This is a genomic window from Lysinibacillus sp. ZYM-1 (assembly GCF_001308875.1).
GTDB lineage: Bacteria > Bacillota > Bacilli > Bacillales_A > Planococcaceae > Lysinibacillus.
This window is the reverse complement of the sequence record NZ_KQ465115.1, coordinates 30,214-47,435: the sequence shown is the minus strand read 5'-3', so window position 1 is coordinate 47,435 and position 17,222 is coordinate 30,214. Positions and strand designations below refer to the sequence as shown.

General features: G+C 37.7%; 15 protein-coding genes. 9 read left to right on the top strand and 6 right to left on the bottom strand.

Features of this window, described 5'->3' with window-relative positions:
• The first annotated feature begins 106 nt into the window (after positions 1 to 106).
• On the top strand, positions 107 to 580 hold the full coding sequence (locus tag AO843_RS09950; protein WP_054610969.1) for a YaiI/YqxD family protein: 474 nt from the start codon (positions 107 to 109) through the stop codon (positions 578 to 580).
• Positions 570 to 1,898 (top strand): D-serine ammonia-lyase, encoded by a 1,329-nt coding sequence (locus tag AO843_RS09945; protein WP_054610968.1) that lies wholly within the window; start codon positions 570 to 572, stop codon positions 1,896 to 1,898. Before AO843_RS09950 ends, AO843_RS09945 begins: the two co-directional genes overlap by 11 nt.
• A 105-nt stretch (positions 1,899 to 2,003) precedes the next feature.
• Here the strand turns inward: AO843_RS09945 and AO843_RS09940 are convergent, their stop codons facing one another.
• Positions 2,004 to 3,173: a pyridoxal-phosphate-dependent aminotransferase family protein gene (locus AO843_RS09940; RefSeq protein ID WP_082389438.1), complete on the bottom strand. Its 1,170-nt coding sequence runs from the start codon at positions 3,171 to 3,173 to the stop codon at positions 2,004 to 2,006.
• 131 nt (positions 3,174 to 3,304) lie between these two features.
• Here AO843_RS09940 and AO843_RS09935 point away from each other — a divergent pair, with 131 nt between their 5' ends.
• On the top strand, positions 3,305 to 4,369 hold the full coding sequence (locus AO843_RS09935) for a DUF1835 domain-containing protein (protein ID WP_054610966.1): 1,065 nt from the start codon (positions 3,305 to 3,307) through the stop codon (positions 4,367 to 4,369).
• A gap of 27 nt (positions 4,370 to 4,396) precedes the next feature.
• On the opposite strand, the gene AO843_RS09930 is transcribed toward AO843_RS09935, so the two are convergent.
• Together AO843_RS09930 and AO843_RS09925 are read right to left on the bottom strand one after the other, a co-directional pair.
• Positions 4,397 to 4,891 carry a hypothetical protein gene (locus AO843_RS09930; RefSeq protein ID WP_054610965.1) on the bottom strand — a complete coding sequence of 165 codons (495 nt, stop codon included), beginning with the start codon at positions 4,889 to 4,891 and terminating at the stop codon, positions 4,397 to 4,399.
• A gap of 344 nt (positions 4,892 to 5,235) precedes the next feature.
• Positions 5,236 to 5,862, bottom strand: coding sequence for a nitroreductase family protein (locus AO843_RS09925; protein ID WP_054610964.1), 627 nt, complete (start codon positions 5,860 to 5,862; stop codon positions 5,236 to 5,238).
• Positions 5,863 to 6,162: 300 nt separating this feature from the next.
• On the opposite strand from AO843_RS09925, the gene AO843_RS09920 reads away from it, so the two are divergent.
• Positions 6,163 to 8,103: a methyl-accepting chemotaxis protein gene (locus AO843_RS09920; protein ID WP_231630113.1), complete on the top strand. Its 1,941-nt coding sequence runs from the start codon at positions 6,163 to 6,165 to the stop codon at positions 8,101 to 8,103.
• Positions 8,104 to 8,132: 29 nt separating this feature from the next.
• Here AO843_RS09920 and AO843_RS09915 read toward each other — a convergent pair whose 3' ends face one another.
• Positions 8,133 to 9,359 carry a ferredoxin reductase family protein gene (locus AO843_RS09915; protein ID WP_054610963.1) on the bottom strand — a complete coding sequence of 409 codons (1,227 nt, stop codon included), beginning with the start codon at positions 9,357 to 9,359 and terminating at the stop codon, positions 8,133 to 8,135.
• A 161-nt stretch (positions 9,360 to 9,520) separates the two neighbouring features.
• Here AO843_RS09915 and AO843_RS09910 point away from each other — a divergent pair, with 161 nt between their 5' ends.
• Positions 9,521 to 10,006, top strand: a complete 486-nt coding sequence (locus AO843_RS09910; protein WP_054610962.1) for a metal-dependent hydrolase — start codon at positions 9,521 to 9,523, stop codon at positions 10,004 to 10,006.
• Positions 10,007 to 10,049: 43 nt separating this feature from the next.
• On the opposite strand, the gene AO843_RS09905 is transcribed toward AO843_RS09910, so the two are convergent.
• Positions 10,050 to 10,871, bottom strand: a complete 822-nt coding sequence (locus AO843_RS09905; protein ID WP_082389437.1) for a squalene/phytoene synthase family protein — start codon at positions 10,869 to 10,871, stop codon at positions 10,050 to 10,052.
• A 229-nt stretch (positions 10,872 to 11,100) separates the two neighbouring features.
• Between AO843_RS09905 and AO843_RS09900 the strand changes: the two genes are divergently transcribed.
• Positions 11,101 to 11,835 carry an SDR family NAD(P)-dependent oxidoreductase gene (locus AO843_RS09900; RefSeq protein ID WP_054610960.1) on the top strand — a complete coding sequence of 245 codons (735 nt, stop codon included), beginning with the start codon at positions 11,101 to 11,103 and terminating at the stop codon, positions 11,833 to 11,835.
• Positions 11,836 to 12,250: 415 nt separating this feature from the next.
• Positions 12,251 to 13,087, top strand: coding sequence for a type II pantothenate kinase (coaW, locus tag AO843_RS09895; protein ID WP_054610959.1), 837 nt, complete (start codon positions 12,251 to 12,253; stop codon positions 13,085 to 13,087).
• Between the two features lie 282 nt (positions 13,088 to 13,369).
• Here the strand turns inward: coaW and AO843_RS09890 are convergent, their stop codons facing one another.
• Complete coding sequence (locus tag AO843_RS09890; protein WP_054610958.1) at positions 13,370 to 14,821, bottom strand: aminotransferase-like domain-containing protein; 1,452 nt, start codon at positions 14,819 to 14,821, stop codon at positions 13,370 to 13,372.
• A gap of 144 nt (positions 14,822 to 14,965) precedes the next feature.
• Between AO843_RS09890 and AO843_RS09885 the strand changes: the two genes are divergently transcribed.
• On the top strand, positions 14,966 to 16,012 hold the full coding sequence (locus AO843_RS09885) for an ornithine cyclodeaminase family protein (RefSeq protein ID WP_054610957.1): 1,047 nt from the start codon (positions 14,966 to 14,968) through the stop codon (positions 16,010 to 16,012).
• A 30-nt stretch (positions 16,013 to 16,042) separates the two neighbouring features.
• Positions 16,043 to 16,912 carry a PhzF family phenazine biosynthesis protein gene (locus AO843_RS09880; protein WP_054610956.1) on the top strand — a complete coding sequence of 290 codons (870 nt, stop codon included), beginning with the start codon at positions 16,043 to 16,045 and terminating at the stop codon, positions 16,910 to 16,912.
• Positions 16,913 to 17,222 lie beyond the last annotated feature (310 nt).

Here is a 17,222-nt window from a genome sequence, read left to right as displayed (position 1 = left end):
TTCAAGTTTGTGAAAAATTGAGCAAGTGGGGTCAAATAAATGTTATGCTAAAATAATTTATAGTAGAATGATTCATCTAATTATGAGAAAGGAATGATGCTTTATTGTGAAGGTTCTTATAGACGCTGATGCCTGTCCAGTAGTGGATTTGGCGCTATCTGTATCATCTGAATTTGAGATTGAAACTATCTTGTTTTGCGATACATCCCACCGTGTTGAACGTGATAATGTAATAACAATTATTGTGCCGAAAGGTCCAGATTCGGTTGATTTTACGCTAGTGAACGCGCTTTCAAAACATGATATTGTCATTACACAGGATTATGGGTTAGCGGCAATGGTTTTAGCAAGAGGGGGGTATCCAATGGACCAAAATGGACGAGAAATGTCTAATGAAAATATCGAACGTTTGCTCGAAATGCGCCATGTTGGTCAAAAAATTAGACGGGCAGGTGGACGTACCAGGGGTCCTAAAAAAAGGACACAAGAAAACAATATTTCGTTTGAAATGAAATTTCGACAAATTTGTGAACGAGCGATTTCAGCACAAAAAATGGAGGGATCTACAGATGAAAAATGAACGTAAACACGAACTATTTGAGCAATTTCCACAGTTAAAAGCAATAGCAAATAAAGAAACTGTATTATGGGAAAATACAAATTGGATGAAAAAGGCGAAAACTTCGCTCTTTACTATGGAAGAAGTAGCAGAGGCAGAGGAAACGTTACAACGATTTTCATCCTATTTAAAAGTGGCATTTCCTGAACTTGTGGCAAGTAATGGCCTAATCGAATCAACTATCTTGGAGATCCCTGCTATGAAAAGAGCGCTTGAAAATGAGTATGGACTGTTCATCCCAGGTCAGCTGCTTTTAAAATCTGATCATGCTCTACCTATCTCAGGCTCTATCAAGGCACGTGGAGGAATTTATGAGGTATTAAAGCATGCAGAAAGGTTGGCATTGGCAAGCGGAAAGCTCAAAAAAGTAGATGATTATGCGCGCTTAGCATCAGCGGAATTTCAGTCCTTCTTCCAGCAATACACAATTGCAGTTGGCTCTACAGGGAATTTAGGTTTAAGTATCGGCATTATTGGCAAGAAGCTCGGCTTTAATGTCGTCGTACATATGTCGAGTGACGCCAAGGAATGGAAAAAAGCTTTACTGCGAGAAAAAGGTGCCACAGTGGTTGAATATGAAGCTGATTACAGTGTTGCTGTTGAACAGGGGCGTCAAGAAGCAGAACTAGATCCGATGTGTCATTTCATTGATGATGAAAATTCAAAGGATCTTTTTGCAGGTTATACGGTCGCAGCAATGCGTTTAAAAGGCCAATTAGATAAGACGAATGTTTCCGTCGATGGCACACATCCATTGTTCGTCTATTTACCATGTGGTGTAGGGGGAGGACCGGGTGGAGTTGCATATGGATTACGTGAAATATTCGGTGAGCATGTGCATATTTTCTTCGCAGAACCAGTGGCCTCGCCTTGCATGACACTCGGTTTAATGACCGGGCTACATGACGCTATCTGTGTAGAGGATATTGAGTTAGACAATAAAACTGAAGCAGATGGTCTCGCGGTTGGCCGCGCATCCAAATTTGTAGGAAAAGTGATGGAGACGTATATAAGTGGTTGCTATACGGTGACAGATGAAGAATTGTTTACATCATTAGGTTTAGCAATGGACAGTGAAGAATTATTTTTAGAACCCTCTGCACATGCAGGAATGTTTGGCGCCATTCGCTTACTGCAAAAAGGTGAACATTATATAGCGCAGCACAAACTTGCAAAGCATATGTCGCAAGCAACACATCTCGTGTGGGCAACAGGTGGCAGTATGGTCCCTGACAGCATGCGTGCTACATATTTGGCTAAAAGCAGAGATTTTGTTTAAATTAGAAATAGGGGATTGCGCTTCGCCCAAAAATAGCCCAATCAAAACCACAAAGCCTCATTCATACAAAAACAGGTGAAGAAAAATTCTTCACCTGTTTTCAAATTAACGTTGTAATGTTTTACGTTGAGCCGCTAAATATACTTCTTGTGCAGCAAGGACGCCTACCCCTGGTTGGAAATCGTAAGAGAAATCTTGGAGTGCGGCTTCCAGTAAGGATACGGCTTGTAAAATGTCACTTGGGAAGCAATAGCCCATATGACCGAATCTGAAGATTTTACCTTGTAGATGGCCAAGGCCACCTGCGAAATCTAAATGATAATGCTGCTTAAGGTGTGTTAAAAATTCACCAAGTTCAATCCCTTTTGGTGTTTTAATAGCTGTAATGGTAGGTGAGGCGTATCGATCCTCTGTTAAGAGCTCGATGTGTAATGCTTTCATTGCGCTACGCACCATGTTTTTCATGAGTTCATGACGGGCAACCGTTTGTGTAAAGCCACCTTCCTGCTCAATTAGCTGGCAGACTTCATGCAGTCCATCAATGAGCGTAATAGTAGGGGTATTTGGTGTCATACCTTTTTCGGCCCAACTACGATAGCTTAATAGATTTAAATAATAGGCTGGTGTTTGATTTTCTTCAATAACTTGCCAAGCTCTGTCGCTCACACTGACAAGAGAAAGTCCAGGTGGAAGCATCATCGCTTTTTGAGAGCCTGTCACCAAAATATCAATGCCCCAGGCATCCATTTCTGCAGGAGCGCCACCGATGCAGCTTACGCCATCCACGATGACGAGGGCATCTGTTTCGTCATGAATCACCTGTGCTAATTCAGCGACAGGGTTTAAAATGCCTGTAGATGTTTCGTTGTACGTGACAAAAACGGCTTTGATATTTTGTAATGGCTGTAAAAATGCCCGTAGTTCCTCTGGTGTGCAAGCCTGTCCCCATTCTTTTTCAAGCTTATGTACATGGAAACCATATTGCTCACAAATGGAAACGAAATAGTCACCAAATGCTCCAACGGTAATGACCACAACTTCTTCACCAGCTACGACAGTATTGACTGCTGCGGCTTCAAGTGCAGCTGTCCCACCGGATGGTAACAGTAAGATGTCCTGTGTCGTGCCAAAGACAGGCTTTACTTTTTCAATCGTTTCTCGATATAATTCCACAAATTCTTGGCTGCGATGACTAAAAATATCCCGACTCATCGCAAGCTGAACCTTCTTTGGAATCGGTGTTGGCCCTGGATGTCTTAAAATATTTTCATACACATTCATCAATCCCCTTTACTTGACAGAAATTCAAAATTTTCTAACTATAATAATAACATACTTCTTGTGTTAGCTACCTGCATTTTTGAAAAATGATGAAAGAGATGGTCATTATGAAGGAGGTTAAGTAAATGGAAACAATTATGCACGATCCATTTATATATTTTTTATGTGAACGAAATCAGGTGTTCGTATACAAAATTCAAAATTTCGATTATGTCACACTTACAAATGTGATGGAAAAGGGTGAATGGAAGGGGTATGAGCTTCAGCCATCAGAGCCTTTTACAGCTTTTCGGCATGAAGGAAGAAATCCTAAGGAGGGGTGGTCCTTTTGGGTTGCGCCGGATCAACTCAGTGATATGGTAGACATTATTAATGATTACATTCAGCAACAAAGAAAATGTGTGACTATGACAAATGCACAAAAGGTACATATCGTTTGCTCAGAATCTGCCGCAGGTTCATTACGAGTGGCACTTGCTCCACCAAAATATGTCATTGGCTTTCCGGAGGATTTGTCTATCGGACCGCTGTGGAAACTGGATGAAAGAAGAGGACAGGTATTTCGCCACGAGTGGTTAATAGAAAATATCAATGATGAGATGGATGATTTTGTTGGTCATACTAAATTGATAAATGTGATCAGAGAAATACGCGATATTCCGATGCATTTACCCATCTATATTTGGTACGGAAACAATACAGAAGAGCAATGTGGGCTTCGATTTTTCCTTTTTTTACTACGTGAACATCCTAATGATATTTTTCTCATAGACACTGCTGATCAGCATGCGATCAATCGTCAATGGAACCCAGATCTGTATGAAGTAAAGCAACTGTCAGTCAAGGAACACCAGATGCTACTCCAGCAATGGGAAAGTCTGATGCAATCAAAAGAGATTTTCCGTCAATGGCAGCATCAGCACGTTCAAACGGTACCAGAGAATTATTATGACTCATTCATTGTGACGACACTCGAACAACTACATCGGGAACAAGGAAACATAGATTTTATTCAAACAGGAACATTTCTTTTAGAACTACTTACAAGAATGGAAGCACCACCAAACATCTTTTATTTAGAATATAGAGTTCGATATTTAGTATACAATGGCTTCTTTGCATTAAAAGGAATTCCTAAAACTATGCGACATTATTATGTAAAAATACGCCAAAAAACCTCTTTAGTCTGAAGACATAAAGAGGTTTTTGATGGTGAATTAGGCAACGAATGGTTTGTTCATGCGCATTAAACCGTAAATAGCAAAGAACAATCCGCCTGTAATAATCATTAAAATCGTGTATAGTACTGCTTTACCAGTTTCACCGCACCAGCGATAGAATAGGCGATATGTGAAATACAATGTAAAGCCTGCAGCACCTATAGATGCGAGTAAGCCGATAAATGGAATAATAAGTGAAACGATTAACAAGCCCGCATAAATGAGCGTATTTTTTAAAGCTGTTGCACGAATCGTTTCCCGATTTTCTCCACCAGCAGTCAGCAAGAAAAGACTGTATACATTAATAATAGGAATCCAAGCGATATAGGCTACATCCCCAAAACCATTTGTTTTAGATGTCATAAAATAAATTAGTGCACTAATAATGTAGGCGATTAAACCAATAACCAGAGATGCTAAAATAATTACAATAAATAAGCCGCCTAGGGCTGCATCTAAATCAGAGTAATAATATGAATCATTATAATCCATCAGTAAAACCTCCCTTCTTAAGAAAATACCTCCTAATCATACCAATCCCATTGTGTTTAATCTACAACCATTTATATGTAATTTTTAGTAGAAATCGCACAAATGTACTAGAATAAAAACTTCTCTTAAGTCTTACATGATGATTTTTTGAGTAATGAATGAAAAAAATGCAAAAAATATCCTTGGGAAAATTATTATGCTAGTTTTAGAGAATCATTTTTAGAGTTTTTCTACTTTTGTTGCTCACAAACATTACTATCCTATGTTTGTGATGGCTCCTTACATGCCAAAAAATTCATAAAAAAAGCACCTTACCGTATAGGAAGGTGACAATTTCACATGTATTACATAAACTTGGCGATATGCTCTAGCTCAATACGAGAAGAATTATAGGCTGGAGCTGCTGCTTTACCAATCGCAATTAAAAGAACGGGTACGATATGATCGGCTAAATCAAAGTGTTTAGCGAAGGCTTCTTTATTAAATCCACCCATTGGCACTGTATCATAGCCCATGTCTTTTGCTAAAAGCATGATTTGCATGGAAATTAGACCAGCATCAAATGTAACGATATTTTTTAAAACTTCTTGAGGAAGCTTAGAATATAAGTTGATAGAGTTATTAATCATTAAATCTTTTGTTGCTTCATCGATATAACCAAGATCAAAATTTTTCGTATAGATTGCCTCAGCATTTTCGTACATTTTTGTATCGCCTAGAACAGCAATAATAGCAGAAGAAGTTTCCACTTGTTCTTGATTGTTAGCAATGGCACGTAACTCTTTTTTGATGGCTTCATCTTGAATGACTAAAAAACGCCATGGCTGTAAGTTACTAGAAGATGGCGCAGATGTTGCTTCTTCAAGTAGTTCTTTTAGTTGTGCTTGAGGTATTTTATAATTTTCGTCGTATTTGCGAACAGATTTACGGTCATGCATGACTTTATTTAAATGGTTTTTTGTTACTGTCATTAATTTTGGCTCCTTCATTATAAGATGCGTTTTTACTATACGATAAATGATTTCATATTCCAAGTAAATTGCCTGAATTAAAGATTCTTGAATGAAGACTTTTTCTATCAAGCTATATGAAAAATTACAAAAAAAACATATTTAGGTAGACATCCTCCATTTATACTAGAAAGGGAATAGAGCAAAAATAATAGGTTGGAGTGAAGTTGGATGAAAAGGTTAATGGGTAATTAAAAAATTATGGAAAAAATAGGGATACTTATTCCTGTCATTATTGTCTTTCTAGGTGGTATGTCCATCATGAATTATTTGAGCGCATCCAATGAACTTGAAAGCTCTATTGAAAATGAAATGTCCTTACTAGCGGATGATGTTACAAGCTCTGTAGAGAGTAAATTACATTCGCATATACAACTCATTAATAGTGCAAAAACAACGATAGAATCGGCTGATAGTATGATGACAAGACCGCAATTTACTCGCTTTGTTCAGCAGTTATTGCCGTTGAATAAAGAAACATATGGTATGGGACTCTGGCTAGAGGAAGATGTAGTAAAGGGTGAGCTTTTTGGACCGTATGCTTATAAAGAAGGAGGAAAGGTCGTAACGACTGATATTTATGAGAATCCTGCCTATCATTTTCATGAACAGGAGTGGTATCGCAACAGTATTCATTCCGCCGAAGTTGCCCATACAGCCCCATATTTTGATGAAGCATTGGGAGAAATGTTTATTTCTTTTAGCACTCAAATTGTAAAAGATCAAAAGTCAATTGGTGTGATTACAGGGGATTATGTGTTAGATTCGATCCAATCTATTGTATCCGATGTGAAAATACGTAATAGTGGCTATGCATTTTTAATAGAAGAAAATGGAGGTTTTTTAACGCATCCTGATGCTGAAAAAGTAAATAAAGGGACGATTCAAGAGTTTTTGAATATACCCATTGAACAATTATCAGGGCAGCAAAAGCTAATACATACAACAATTGAAGGTATTGATTTTACGCTCCAATATAAAGAAATACAGAATATGCCTTGGAAACTAGTTTTACTGGTGCCCACGAATGAGCTTTATAGCGAGGTACAAGCAATGCTCCAGCAACAAATAGTGATTAGCTTGATTCTCATTGTATTGATGGCGATGATTATCTATTTTTTAGCTCGCTATATTAGAACGGAAGTAACAACGATGAATACATATTTAGGCTATCTCGCTACAGGTGATTTAACCCAAAAGATGGCTGTCCAGACGAAAGATGAATTTGGTGAAATGGCTCGCTATTATAATGATTCTGTGGAAGCATTAAGTAAGATGATGCAACGGATTGTTACCGAGACAGAGACGGTTGCTTCAACTGCCGAGGAATTAACGGCAAGTGTACAGGAGGTCAATAAAACCGTTACGGAGGTAGCCATTTCTATGCAAGATGTTGCTGAGAATACTAGTGCACAACAACTAGTCAGTGGGCAACTAGTAACTGTCACAACTCAAGTAGGACAGAATATGAAGTCGGCTATGGATGATTTGAATGATGCCGTCCAACAGTCAGTAACGACCTCTGATATAGCAACAGATGGCTCAAAAAAAATTCGCGTTTTTGTGGAAGACTTTGTCCAGCTCCATGCACAGGTCGACAAAAGTGCGAGTTTAGTTAGCAACTTGAAGGAGCAGTCGGCACAAATTGAAAAAATGAGTCAGTTAATATCAGCCATTACAGAGCAAACCAATTTATTATCCCTGAATGCAGCTATTGAGGCAGCTCGAGCAGGTGAGGCTGGAAAAGGTTTTGCCGTCGTGGCAGGAGAAGTCAAAGCACTTGCTGATCAAACAAGCCGCACATCTTCGGACATTGCGAAAGTTGTGTTGACGATACAGGAGCAAATCAATGAAGCAGGGATGATGATGGAGCAAAGTCGAAAGATTGTGCATCAAGGAATTGATGCTGTAAAGCAAGCTGGCAATACTTTCGATACAATTACTTCTGCTATTGAAAGGCTACAAAATACAATGTGTAACACAAAGGAAACGACACAAGATGTTTTTCATAATCTCCAGGAGGTCACAGAGAAAGTGCAGGCGATTAGCCAACAGGCAATGGCAACAAATGATCAAACATTACATGTATCAGCGATCACTGAGCAACAGGCCTCTACCATGAATGAGATGGCTGTAGCAACAGAGCAGCTGGCCCAACTAGCTCAATATTTGCAGGAAGAAACGGCTAAATTTCATGTTTAATAGAAGAGGGTACTAGATGTACCCTCTTTTTATCTGAATATAAATCCCTCCCACTCTATCTTGCTAGTAGGAGCGGACGATTTGAATTGTTTGATCATTTTTTCGGGTCCACATATATAAATACTTGTCTGTTTTGGTATGGTCAAGTGGTCAAAAGAGAGCCTGTCTTCCTGTGTCGTATCGATAAAAGTGACCGTGAAATGATCATTTGTTTGCGCATAATTCTGTAAAAAATCCTTGTATACAATATTATCTAGACCATGAAAGGAATAATATAAATCAATTTTCTTTTCAGGCTTTGTTTGTAAATAGGCAAGAAATGGTGTAATGCCAATGCCAGCAGCAATCCATAGTTGTTGATTGGCACCTTTGTCAAAGTTGAAATGGCCAAATGGACCATCGACGGCAACTGGGGTATTCATTTGAATGTGGTCGTAAACCTGCCTTGTAAAATCTCCAACTGTTTTTATTGTCACTATAATTTTTTCTCCATCGCCACCCGAAATGGAGAAAGGATGTGGTGCTTTTTCAATGCCCTCTTGAAAGATTTTTATAAAGAGAAATTGCCCTGGACGATAATGGAGCTTTTTCGTGAGGGTCAGTTCTAATTCAATGACATGGGAATTCAGTTTTTGAATGTTGGAAATAGATCCGCTGTAAGGAAAGAACATATCTTGATACATCGTCATCATATACAGGGCAGACATAAATCCAATGGTTGTTGTAAGGGCTGTGAAAATTGCTATAGCTGAGGGCTGTAATAAATCATATTGGCTAGAAAAATAAGTATGGTAAATGCCTACTGTATAAGGAAGAAGCAGTAGGCGATGTAACCAGCGCCAATGCTCATACTTTAAAAATTTTGCTAAGAATGCTAGTACAATCAGGATGATAAAGCCATATTGTGCGAGCTCGCCAAGCTCTTTAGCCCATTCATGAAGTGAAGTTTGTGGCAGTTCTTCATCAGGAACCATTTTTTGTAATTGACCATGTATAATGATGAATCCAAGTGAAAAAATGGCCAGTACTTTATGATAAAAATAGAGTCGCGCTAGCCCATTGAACCAACGCTCTAGTAATTTATTTTTTGTAGCGAAAAGAAACACAAGGAATAGTCCTGTAATCGCTAAGCCCCCGATGATATGACCAAGCTTGCTCAGTGGATGAATAGGGGCAATTGGTGTAGCAAAATACCAAAGAAATACGCTACTGCCCATCGTCAAAAAAATTAAAAGTAGTCCTTTATAAGCTTTCATAAATAACCTCCATCCTTATTTTTAGCCATATATTTTATAGCTATACAATTATTGGATGAAAATATTTTCGAGCGTATGTTCGGAATGTATGTTCCCTAATGGGCGGATTTATGTTACATTAAGAAGGTTCACAATAAGCGTAAGAAGGGTGGAAGTAATTTATGCAAGGGAATACCCATATTGTTGGGGGCATCACGGCAAGTCTAGCCTTTGCACAGTTTTCAAATGATAACCCACTTGTCTTAGTAGGTGCAGGTGTTATCGGCGCATTACTTCCAGATATATGTCATAGAGGTAGTAAAATTGGTCGGAAATTTCCTATCGTATCGAAGCTGGTGAATATGGTATTTGGCCATCGTTCCTTTACCCATAGTTTGCTGTTTTTATTGTTCATGTCGTTGGTATTACATACTTTCGTTCCGTACAAGGCAATTTCTATTGGAATAATCATTGGTATGGCTAGTCACATCGTGCTAGATATGTGTACGAAGAAAGGGGTAAAATTATTTTTCCCCGCGACTATATCTATTCGTTTTCCACTAACGACGAAAACAGGGAGTAAGGTGGAAAACGTCGTGCTTATGTTATTGTCAATGCTCTCCATTTATTTGAGCTATGAATTGATTGTTAAACTTATTTATACGTAAATAGGAAAAGCCCCAGTATTGGTTTACTGGGGCTTGATCATTTTTAGTCGGCCTGTACCTCTTCCACAGTTTGTTCAACCTCTGTGCGCGTCATTTTTTCTCGTCCTTCTTGCATAGCCTTCAATGTTTTATGGGCTAAAGCAAGTGGCAAGCGACAGAATAGCAAAATTGTGCGCTTATGAATATCTTTCATATAGAGATCTGCTTTTGCCAAATTTTCCTCAGCATAAGCAAATAAATCCTCACGTGTCCAACCATCAGGAACGAAACTTACGCCACGTTCATCAAGATCTTCATGCTGATTACGTAAGATATTGACCGCTTGAAGTCCACGACCGTAGCCGATTGCTAACTCGCGATCAGTTTGAACGTCTGCACCCCACGCCCAAAGCTCAGACAACATTGTCCCTACAAGCCCTGCTACGTAGTATGTATAATCATCTAAGTCCTCTCGTGTATGCACCTGCCAATTGGCTTTTGCCCACTTTGCCATACCAAATGCCATTTCACTTGTAGAAGCCTGTACTATTTTCCGTGATTCCTCAGGGCAGAATGTTAGCCAATCTGCTAATCGGAGCGACACTTCAGGAAGCTGTTCTGCATAAGGAGCTAACAACGCTTGATAAGCCTCTTCGTTAAATGTGCCCTTTAATAGCTCACTCGTTGCCGATAGTAAATCAAATTTTACATCATTAGAAAGCTGTTCGTGGTCTTCTATTTCATCTATGGCACGCATCGCTAAATAGGCAGCTGCTACCGATACTTTTAAATCATTTTTTAAGAAAGTGATAGGTATATAAAAAGTGCGACTTGTATCTTTTAAAACCTGCATCGCTTCTTTATAAAGTGTTTTTTGATCTTTCACTCGTATTCCTCCGTTCAAATGGTTCCACATCTATAGTATATCGTATCGTAAAAATAGGGAAAGATAAAACAGATTGTTCATGAATAGGGAGATATTCTTTGAAAACGGTTCCTAATAATGATATAGTTTAATAGTAAACTATTTAAACCTATACCTTTTGTGTGGCCAAAAAGTGCGGGTTTATGCTAGTACAACAACACAAATCTCACGAGAGAGGAAGTTTAAAGAAATGGGACGTTTAAATAATAAAATTGCTATGATTACAGGCGGCGCCTCAGGAATGGGAGCAGCAATGGCAAAATTGTTTGCACAAGAAGGTGCTACAGTCATTGCAGCTGATATTAACGAGGAGAACCTAGCAAAAATCTCAGAGCTTGAAAATGTAGAGGGCATGAAATTGGATGTTTCATCTGATGAAAACTGGGCAGAAGTGACAAAAGTAATTGTCGAAAAATATGGCCGAATTGATATTTTGATTAACAATGCAGGTATTTCATCAGAAAAAGGTCCAGATCAAATTACACAAGCTGATTGGACAATCATGCACAATATCAATGCTTTTGGTCCATTCCTTGGCATTAAACATGCGGCTAAATATATGAAGGAAGCAGGAAAGGGCTCAATCGTCAATACAGCCTCTTACACAGCGATTATTGGTGCAGGCTTCAATGCCTACACAGCATCTAAAGGCTCTTTACGCGCGATTGCTCGTGCAGCAGCTACAGAGCTAGGTGCTTTCAATGTCCGTGTCAATACGGTTTTCCCAGGTGTTATTGAAACACCAATGACAGCCAAATTATCTGAAGCAAAAGAAGCCATGGACATGTTGGTAAAAACTACACCAATGGGACGTCTTGGCCAACCTGAGGAAGTAGCCAATGCAATCTTATTTTTAGCATCAGATGAAGCTTCTTATATAACAGGTGCTGAGTTAGTGATTGATGGTGGTTATTCAGCTCAATAATTACAAAATGTAATAGAAAAAGTGGAAATGCCTGTGTTCAAGCAGTGCATTTTCACTTTTTTTGTTTTTTTAGTAGAATGGTGATAAAGTATTATAATTCGTCAAGATTCCGCAGTAGATTAGAAAAATTTTGATATTTTTCGTGATTTTTTCATGAATGTTTATGAAGTTATTGCACAATCATTTCAACAGCGTTAAAGTTTAGAAAGGGCGAAAATATCATTACACGATTTGGGGAACTGTACAGAGCTTCAAGCTCTCGTATAATAACTAGTTAGTCAGGATTTTGGCACACCAAAACTCCTTGCAAAATCCTTGACACCAATGAAGGCATGAAACTTGATGAGTTGCCTGACTACTAGCGTAATGGTCATTAAATAGATGAAGTTACGTAATAAACACAAAGGAGAATTGTATGCCAAAGGCTATAGGTATTGATGCAGGTGGCACATTGACAAAGGTTGCATATTTAGATCAAGACAATGAACTTATTTTAACAACCTTTCCGTCAAATGATTTGTTGTCTGTGAAAAATTGGATTATTGATCATCCAGATATTGAGGATATTGGTGTTACGGGGGGACGTACAGAACAATTACTTGATGTCATTAAAACAATGAAATCGATTCATTATATAGTAGAATTTGAAGCTACATTAAAAGGTGTTCGTTTTTTGTTGAATAAAGAAGGCTACTTATTTGAACGTAGTATGATTACTAATATCGGAACTGGTACTTCCATTCATTATATGGAAGACAATACACATATACGCGTAGGTGGGACAGGCGTTGGTGGCGGGACATTAATAGGATTGTCAGCGCTTACAACAGGCATTACAGATTATAATGAAATTCGCGAGATGGCTGCAAATGGCAATCGAGAAGGTATAGATTTATTAGTCAAAGACATTTATCAAGGAATGGATACACCTATTGACGGTCATTTAACTGCGAGTAATTTTGGTAAAGTTGGCATCACACAATCACTGCAACACCCGGCTGAGGATATTATTGCAACTGTTCAGGGACTCGTTGGTGAAGTAATCACAACACTTAGTATTCAATATGCCGAAGAAAAAAATACACAGCATATCGTTTATATTGGATCGACTCTCAGCAATAATGAACATCTTACCCGAGTGATCGCCAATTATACACGCACGAAAAAGCATACACCTGTCTTTATTAATGATCATGGCTTTTCTGGAGCTGTGGGAGCATTACTAAATATAACGGAATATACGGTTGTCTAGAGACAGATAAGAATGAACATGACTAAGACAAATTATCCAGACTTAGTATAAAAAAAGTGAAATAAAAAGGACATAACATATTATATATGACTAATATGTTATGTCCTTTGTTATTCAATTAACATACCTCATTAGAAAAAGCATTTCTGCTTATAAAAGAAACCTGTTCGATTTTCTTGTGGTACAAATCCCTTTTAGCTGCCAGATTTTCTAATCTCATACATTGGTTATTCAATACTCATTTTTGTAATTATCTGCCATATTTAAATCTCTATATGAAACTTAAAAAGTTTGTTCTGCTACCAATTCTGAAAGAGTTTTAATTCCATAGTCAATTTCATTTAAGGATGCATAAGAATAAGAAATTCTTAAATATTGATCAGAATGAAACTCATACAAATTTCCAGGGTGAACAAGTATTTTCCGACTTAAGGCCTTAGTAAAAAGCTGGTACATAGATATACCTTCATTTAACTTAAGCCAGATGAAATAGCCGCCCCTAGGGATACTCCATGTACCGATGCCGGTAAAATATTTCTTTAATGCTTCAAGAGCAACATCTCTTCGGATCTTAACATTTTTCCTCATTATATCGTTATGCTGATAATAAAGACCACTAGAGAATAGTTCTGTGGTTACATTTTGAGAGAGTGAGCTGGTTCCATAATCAGTTTGCATTTTTATATCTGCCAATCTTTCAATGACTTTTTCTGATCCAACAATCCATCCAATCCTAAGACCAGGACTTAAATTCTTCGATACTCCACCAAGATATAATACAAGTCCATTGTTATCAAATGCCTTTAATGGCTGTGGAGGTTGTTCATCAAACCAAAGCTCCCTATATACATCATCCTCGATAATAGGCAAATGTTCCCTATCACACGCATCAACAAGCGTTTTTCTTCTTTCAAGTGACATGACACTCCCGGTAGGATTTTGAAAAGTAGGTATTGTAAAAAGCATTGCTCCTTTTCTCCGCCTATGTCGATCAACCAATTCTTTTATTTCTATACCTTCTTCATCCAGCTTGATTCCCGAAAGCTGCATTCCGAACGATTGAAAGGTTCTAAGAGAGTATAGGTAGGATGGTTTTTCAACATATACTACTGAGTTCGTGTGCAAAAGGCCAAGGGAAATAAGCTGCAGTGCCTGCGAAACACCAGAGGTAATCAAAACTGAGGATGGATCAGCTCCTATTCCTATTGTTTTAAGGTATGTGCATACCTCTCTTCTTAGATGGATATTTCCTTTTGGTTCTTCATAACCCAGCGACGCCATAGACGTAGACAGTTTTTTTAGTACGCCCTGAATCATTTTGTTAGGTATTAATTCAGGGGAAGGTTCGCAGGACCCCATTCGGATGATATCAGGTTGGAATTCAGCCTGATTGATCTGCTGCATTATATTTTGATTTTTTTGATGTAATCCCGAAGATATATAGGGAAGCCAATTATATGAATGATTAATGGACATTAATGTCCATGTATTGTTTATTACTTTTGTACCTCCACCAGCATTACCGCTAATAAGGCCTTCAGCTGCCAGCTCTTCAAGGGCAGATACTACGGTACTTCTGTTTACACAGAAAATTTCAGAAAGTGTCCGCTGACTTGGCAATTTGAAACCAACTGGCCATTCTCCAGTTGCTATTTTATCTTTTATGAAGTTAACAATCTGTATATTCAATCGATAAGGATTATTTCTATCAGGTCTCCAGTTGATATCCCACATAAAATTCCTCCAAAATCATAGTATTTGTACTTTATCATTTGGTTGGTTAAATAACAACCAAGAATGGTTGGAGACTTTTTGTTGTTGTTCAAATACAATTACATTCACAGAAAGATATTAAAATTTTAAAGGATAATGATAACTATGGTACCAATAAGAATTCTAAGTGATAATGATGTTAAGAACATTCTTGATATCAAGAATACAGTAGCATGTGTAGAAAAAGCCTATGAGCTTAAAGCCAACAATCAGGTGAGACTATTCTCCATGGTATCTGAGGTGATTTTTGAGGGTAGGGCAGAAATGGATATTAAATCAGGGATGCTTAATGAAGAAGATGTGTTTGGATTAAAACTCGTTTCATGGTTTGGTGATAATAAAAATCAAGGGCTTCCAGCTATAACTGGGCTGACTATGTTATTTGATTTGAAGAATGGGTTTCCTAAGGCAATGCTCAACGCAAGTTATTTGACAGGAATGCGTACTGGAGCAGCAGGTTCAATAGGCGTGAAACACTTGTCAAAACAAGATTCAAAAACACTAATGATTGTAGGTACAGGAGTTCAGGCGATTTTTCAAATAGCAGCCACTCTATCTCAAGTTCAGACAATCAACAAGGTATATATATATGACCCCGTAAAATATGAAAATGCATCAAAATTCCAGTATTCAATAAAGACGGAACTAGATAAAATCATAAATGATATCAACGATACTTATAATAAGAGTTGGAAACAAAGAATTGAGTCTGTTCAGTTTGTAGCTGTAGAAAATCCAGTGAAAGCTTTGGAAGAAACCGATGCAGTAATTACGATAACACCTTCGCGAAAACCACTGATTTTTAAGGAGTGGATTAAGCCAGGCATACATTTCAGCTGTGTGGGGGCAGACATGACTGGAAAACAGGAAATAGATGAAAAAATCTTTGAGGTAGCTTCTGTATATGTAGATGATATTACACAAGCATCGACAGTCGGAGAAACACAAAGTGCTATAAGGGCTGGTATATTAGGCAAAAACAATTTGACTGAAATCGGACAATTCATACTTGGAAATGCGAAAGGACGTACAAGTGATGAAGAAATTACGATTTTTGATAGTACTGGCATAGCATTGCAGGATCTTGCAGTTTCAAAATATATTGTATCAAAAGCAGAAGAAATGAATGTTGGAACAATCGTGCAAATATAAAATCGATATACAATTTGGAGGGATCATATAATGAAGTTAAAAGTTTATACATTAAATTCATTTGCAAAAACCATTGAGGGAGGGAACCCTGCCGGAGTGGTACTTAGCGCTGATTATCTATCAGATGAGGACATGAAAAAAATAGCAGGTATCATCGGTTTTAGTGAGACTGCTTTTGTCATGAAGTCAGACCTTGCTGACTTCAAGGTTAGATTCTTTACACCTAATGAAGAGGTTGATCTTTGTGGCCATGCAACGATAGCAGCGTTCTATACACTTTCAAGCCAAGGATATATTAAACCAGGAAAGTATTCTCAAGAAACAAAGGCTGGAATTTTAAATGTAGAAGTAATGGAAGACCGATCAATTATGATGGATCAAAATGTTCCAAGCTATTATGAAATAATAGACAAGGAAGAAATTGCAGATTCCTTAAATATTACTATAGATGAAATGTTGGAGGATCTACCAGTGCAAATTGTATCTACTGGCCTTAGGGATATACTTGTACCGATTAGAAACTTAGATATATTAAATTCTATAAAGCCAGATTTTGAAAAAGTAACAAATATCAGTAGTAAATATAATACCATTGGTTATCATATTTTTACCCTTGAATCACTAAAGGGTTCAAATGCTCACTGTAGAAATTTGGCACCTTTATATGGAATTCCAGAAGAATCTGCAACTGGTACATCCAATGGTGCCCTTTCATGTTATCTATATAAATATGGTGAAATTAAACAGGAAAATGTAATTAATATATCTGTTGAGCAAGGTTACTCTATGAAAAAACCTTCAGAAATAGTTATAGCGTTAACCACTCAAGGGAAAGAAATTATTGAGGTAAAGGTGGGCGGAAAAGCATTGAATTTGTCTGAAACAGAGGTTGAAATATAATTGTAGAATATAAATTTCTAATAAATTGAAATAATAAGATAGCCGGATTAGGTGTTATGTTACATCTAGTATGGCTGTTTTTTTCTTAATTAAATATCCTTTGTAATATGTTGGCTATTATTATAGCCAATTATATTTTTAAGCATAAATTTGGGCTACATACAAAGGCAACCCCTATATCAAAGGGGGCTTAAGAGGTCTAAACCTATTATTTCTGCGTGTTAGTATCATCTTTCTATTACAACACATGAATTCTGCTTATCTTCAGGCTTTGTGCATATGTCGCTAAGGCAGGACACCTACTTCGCTT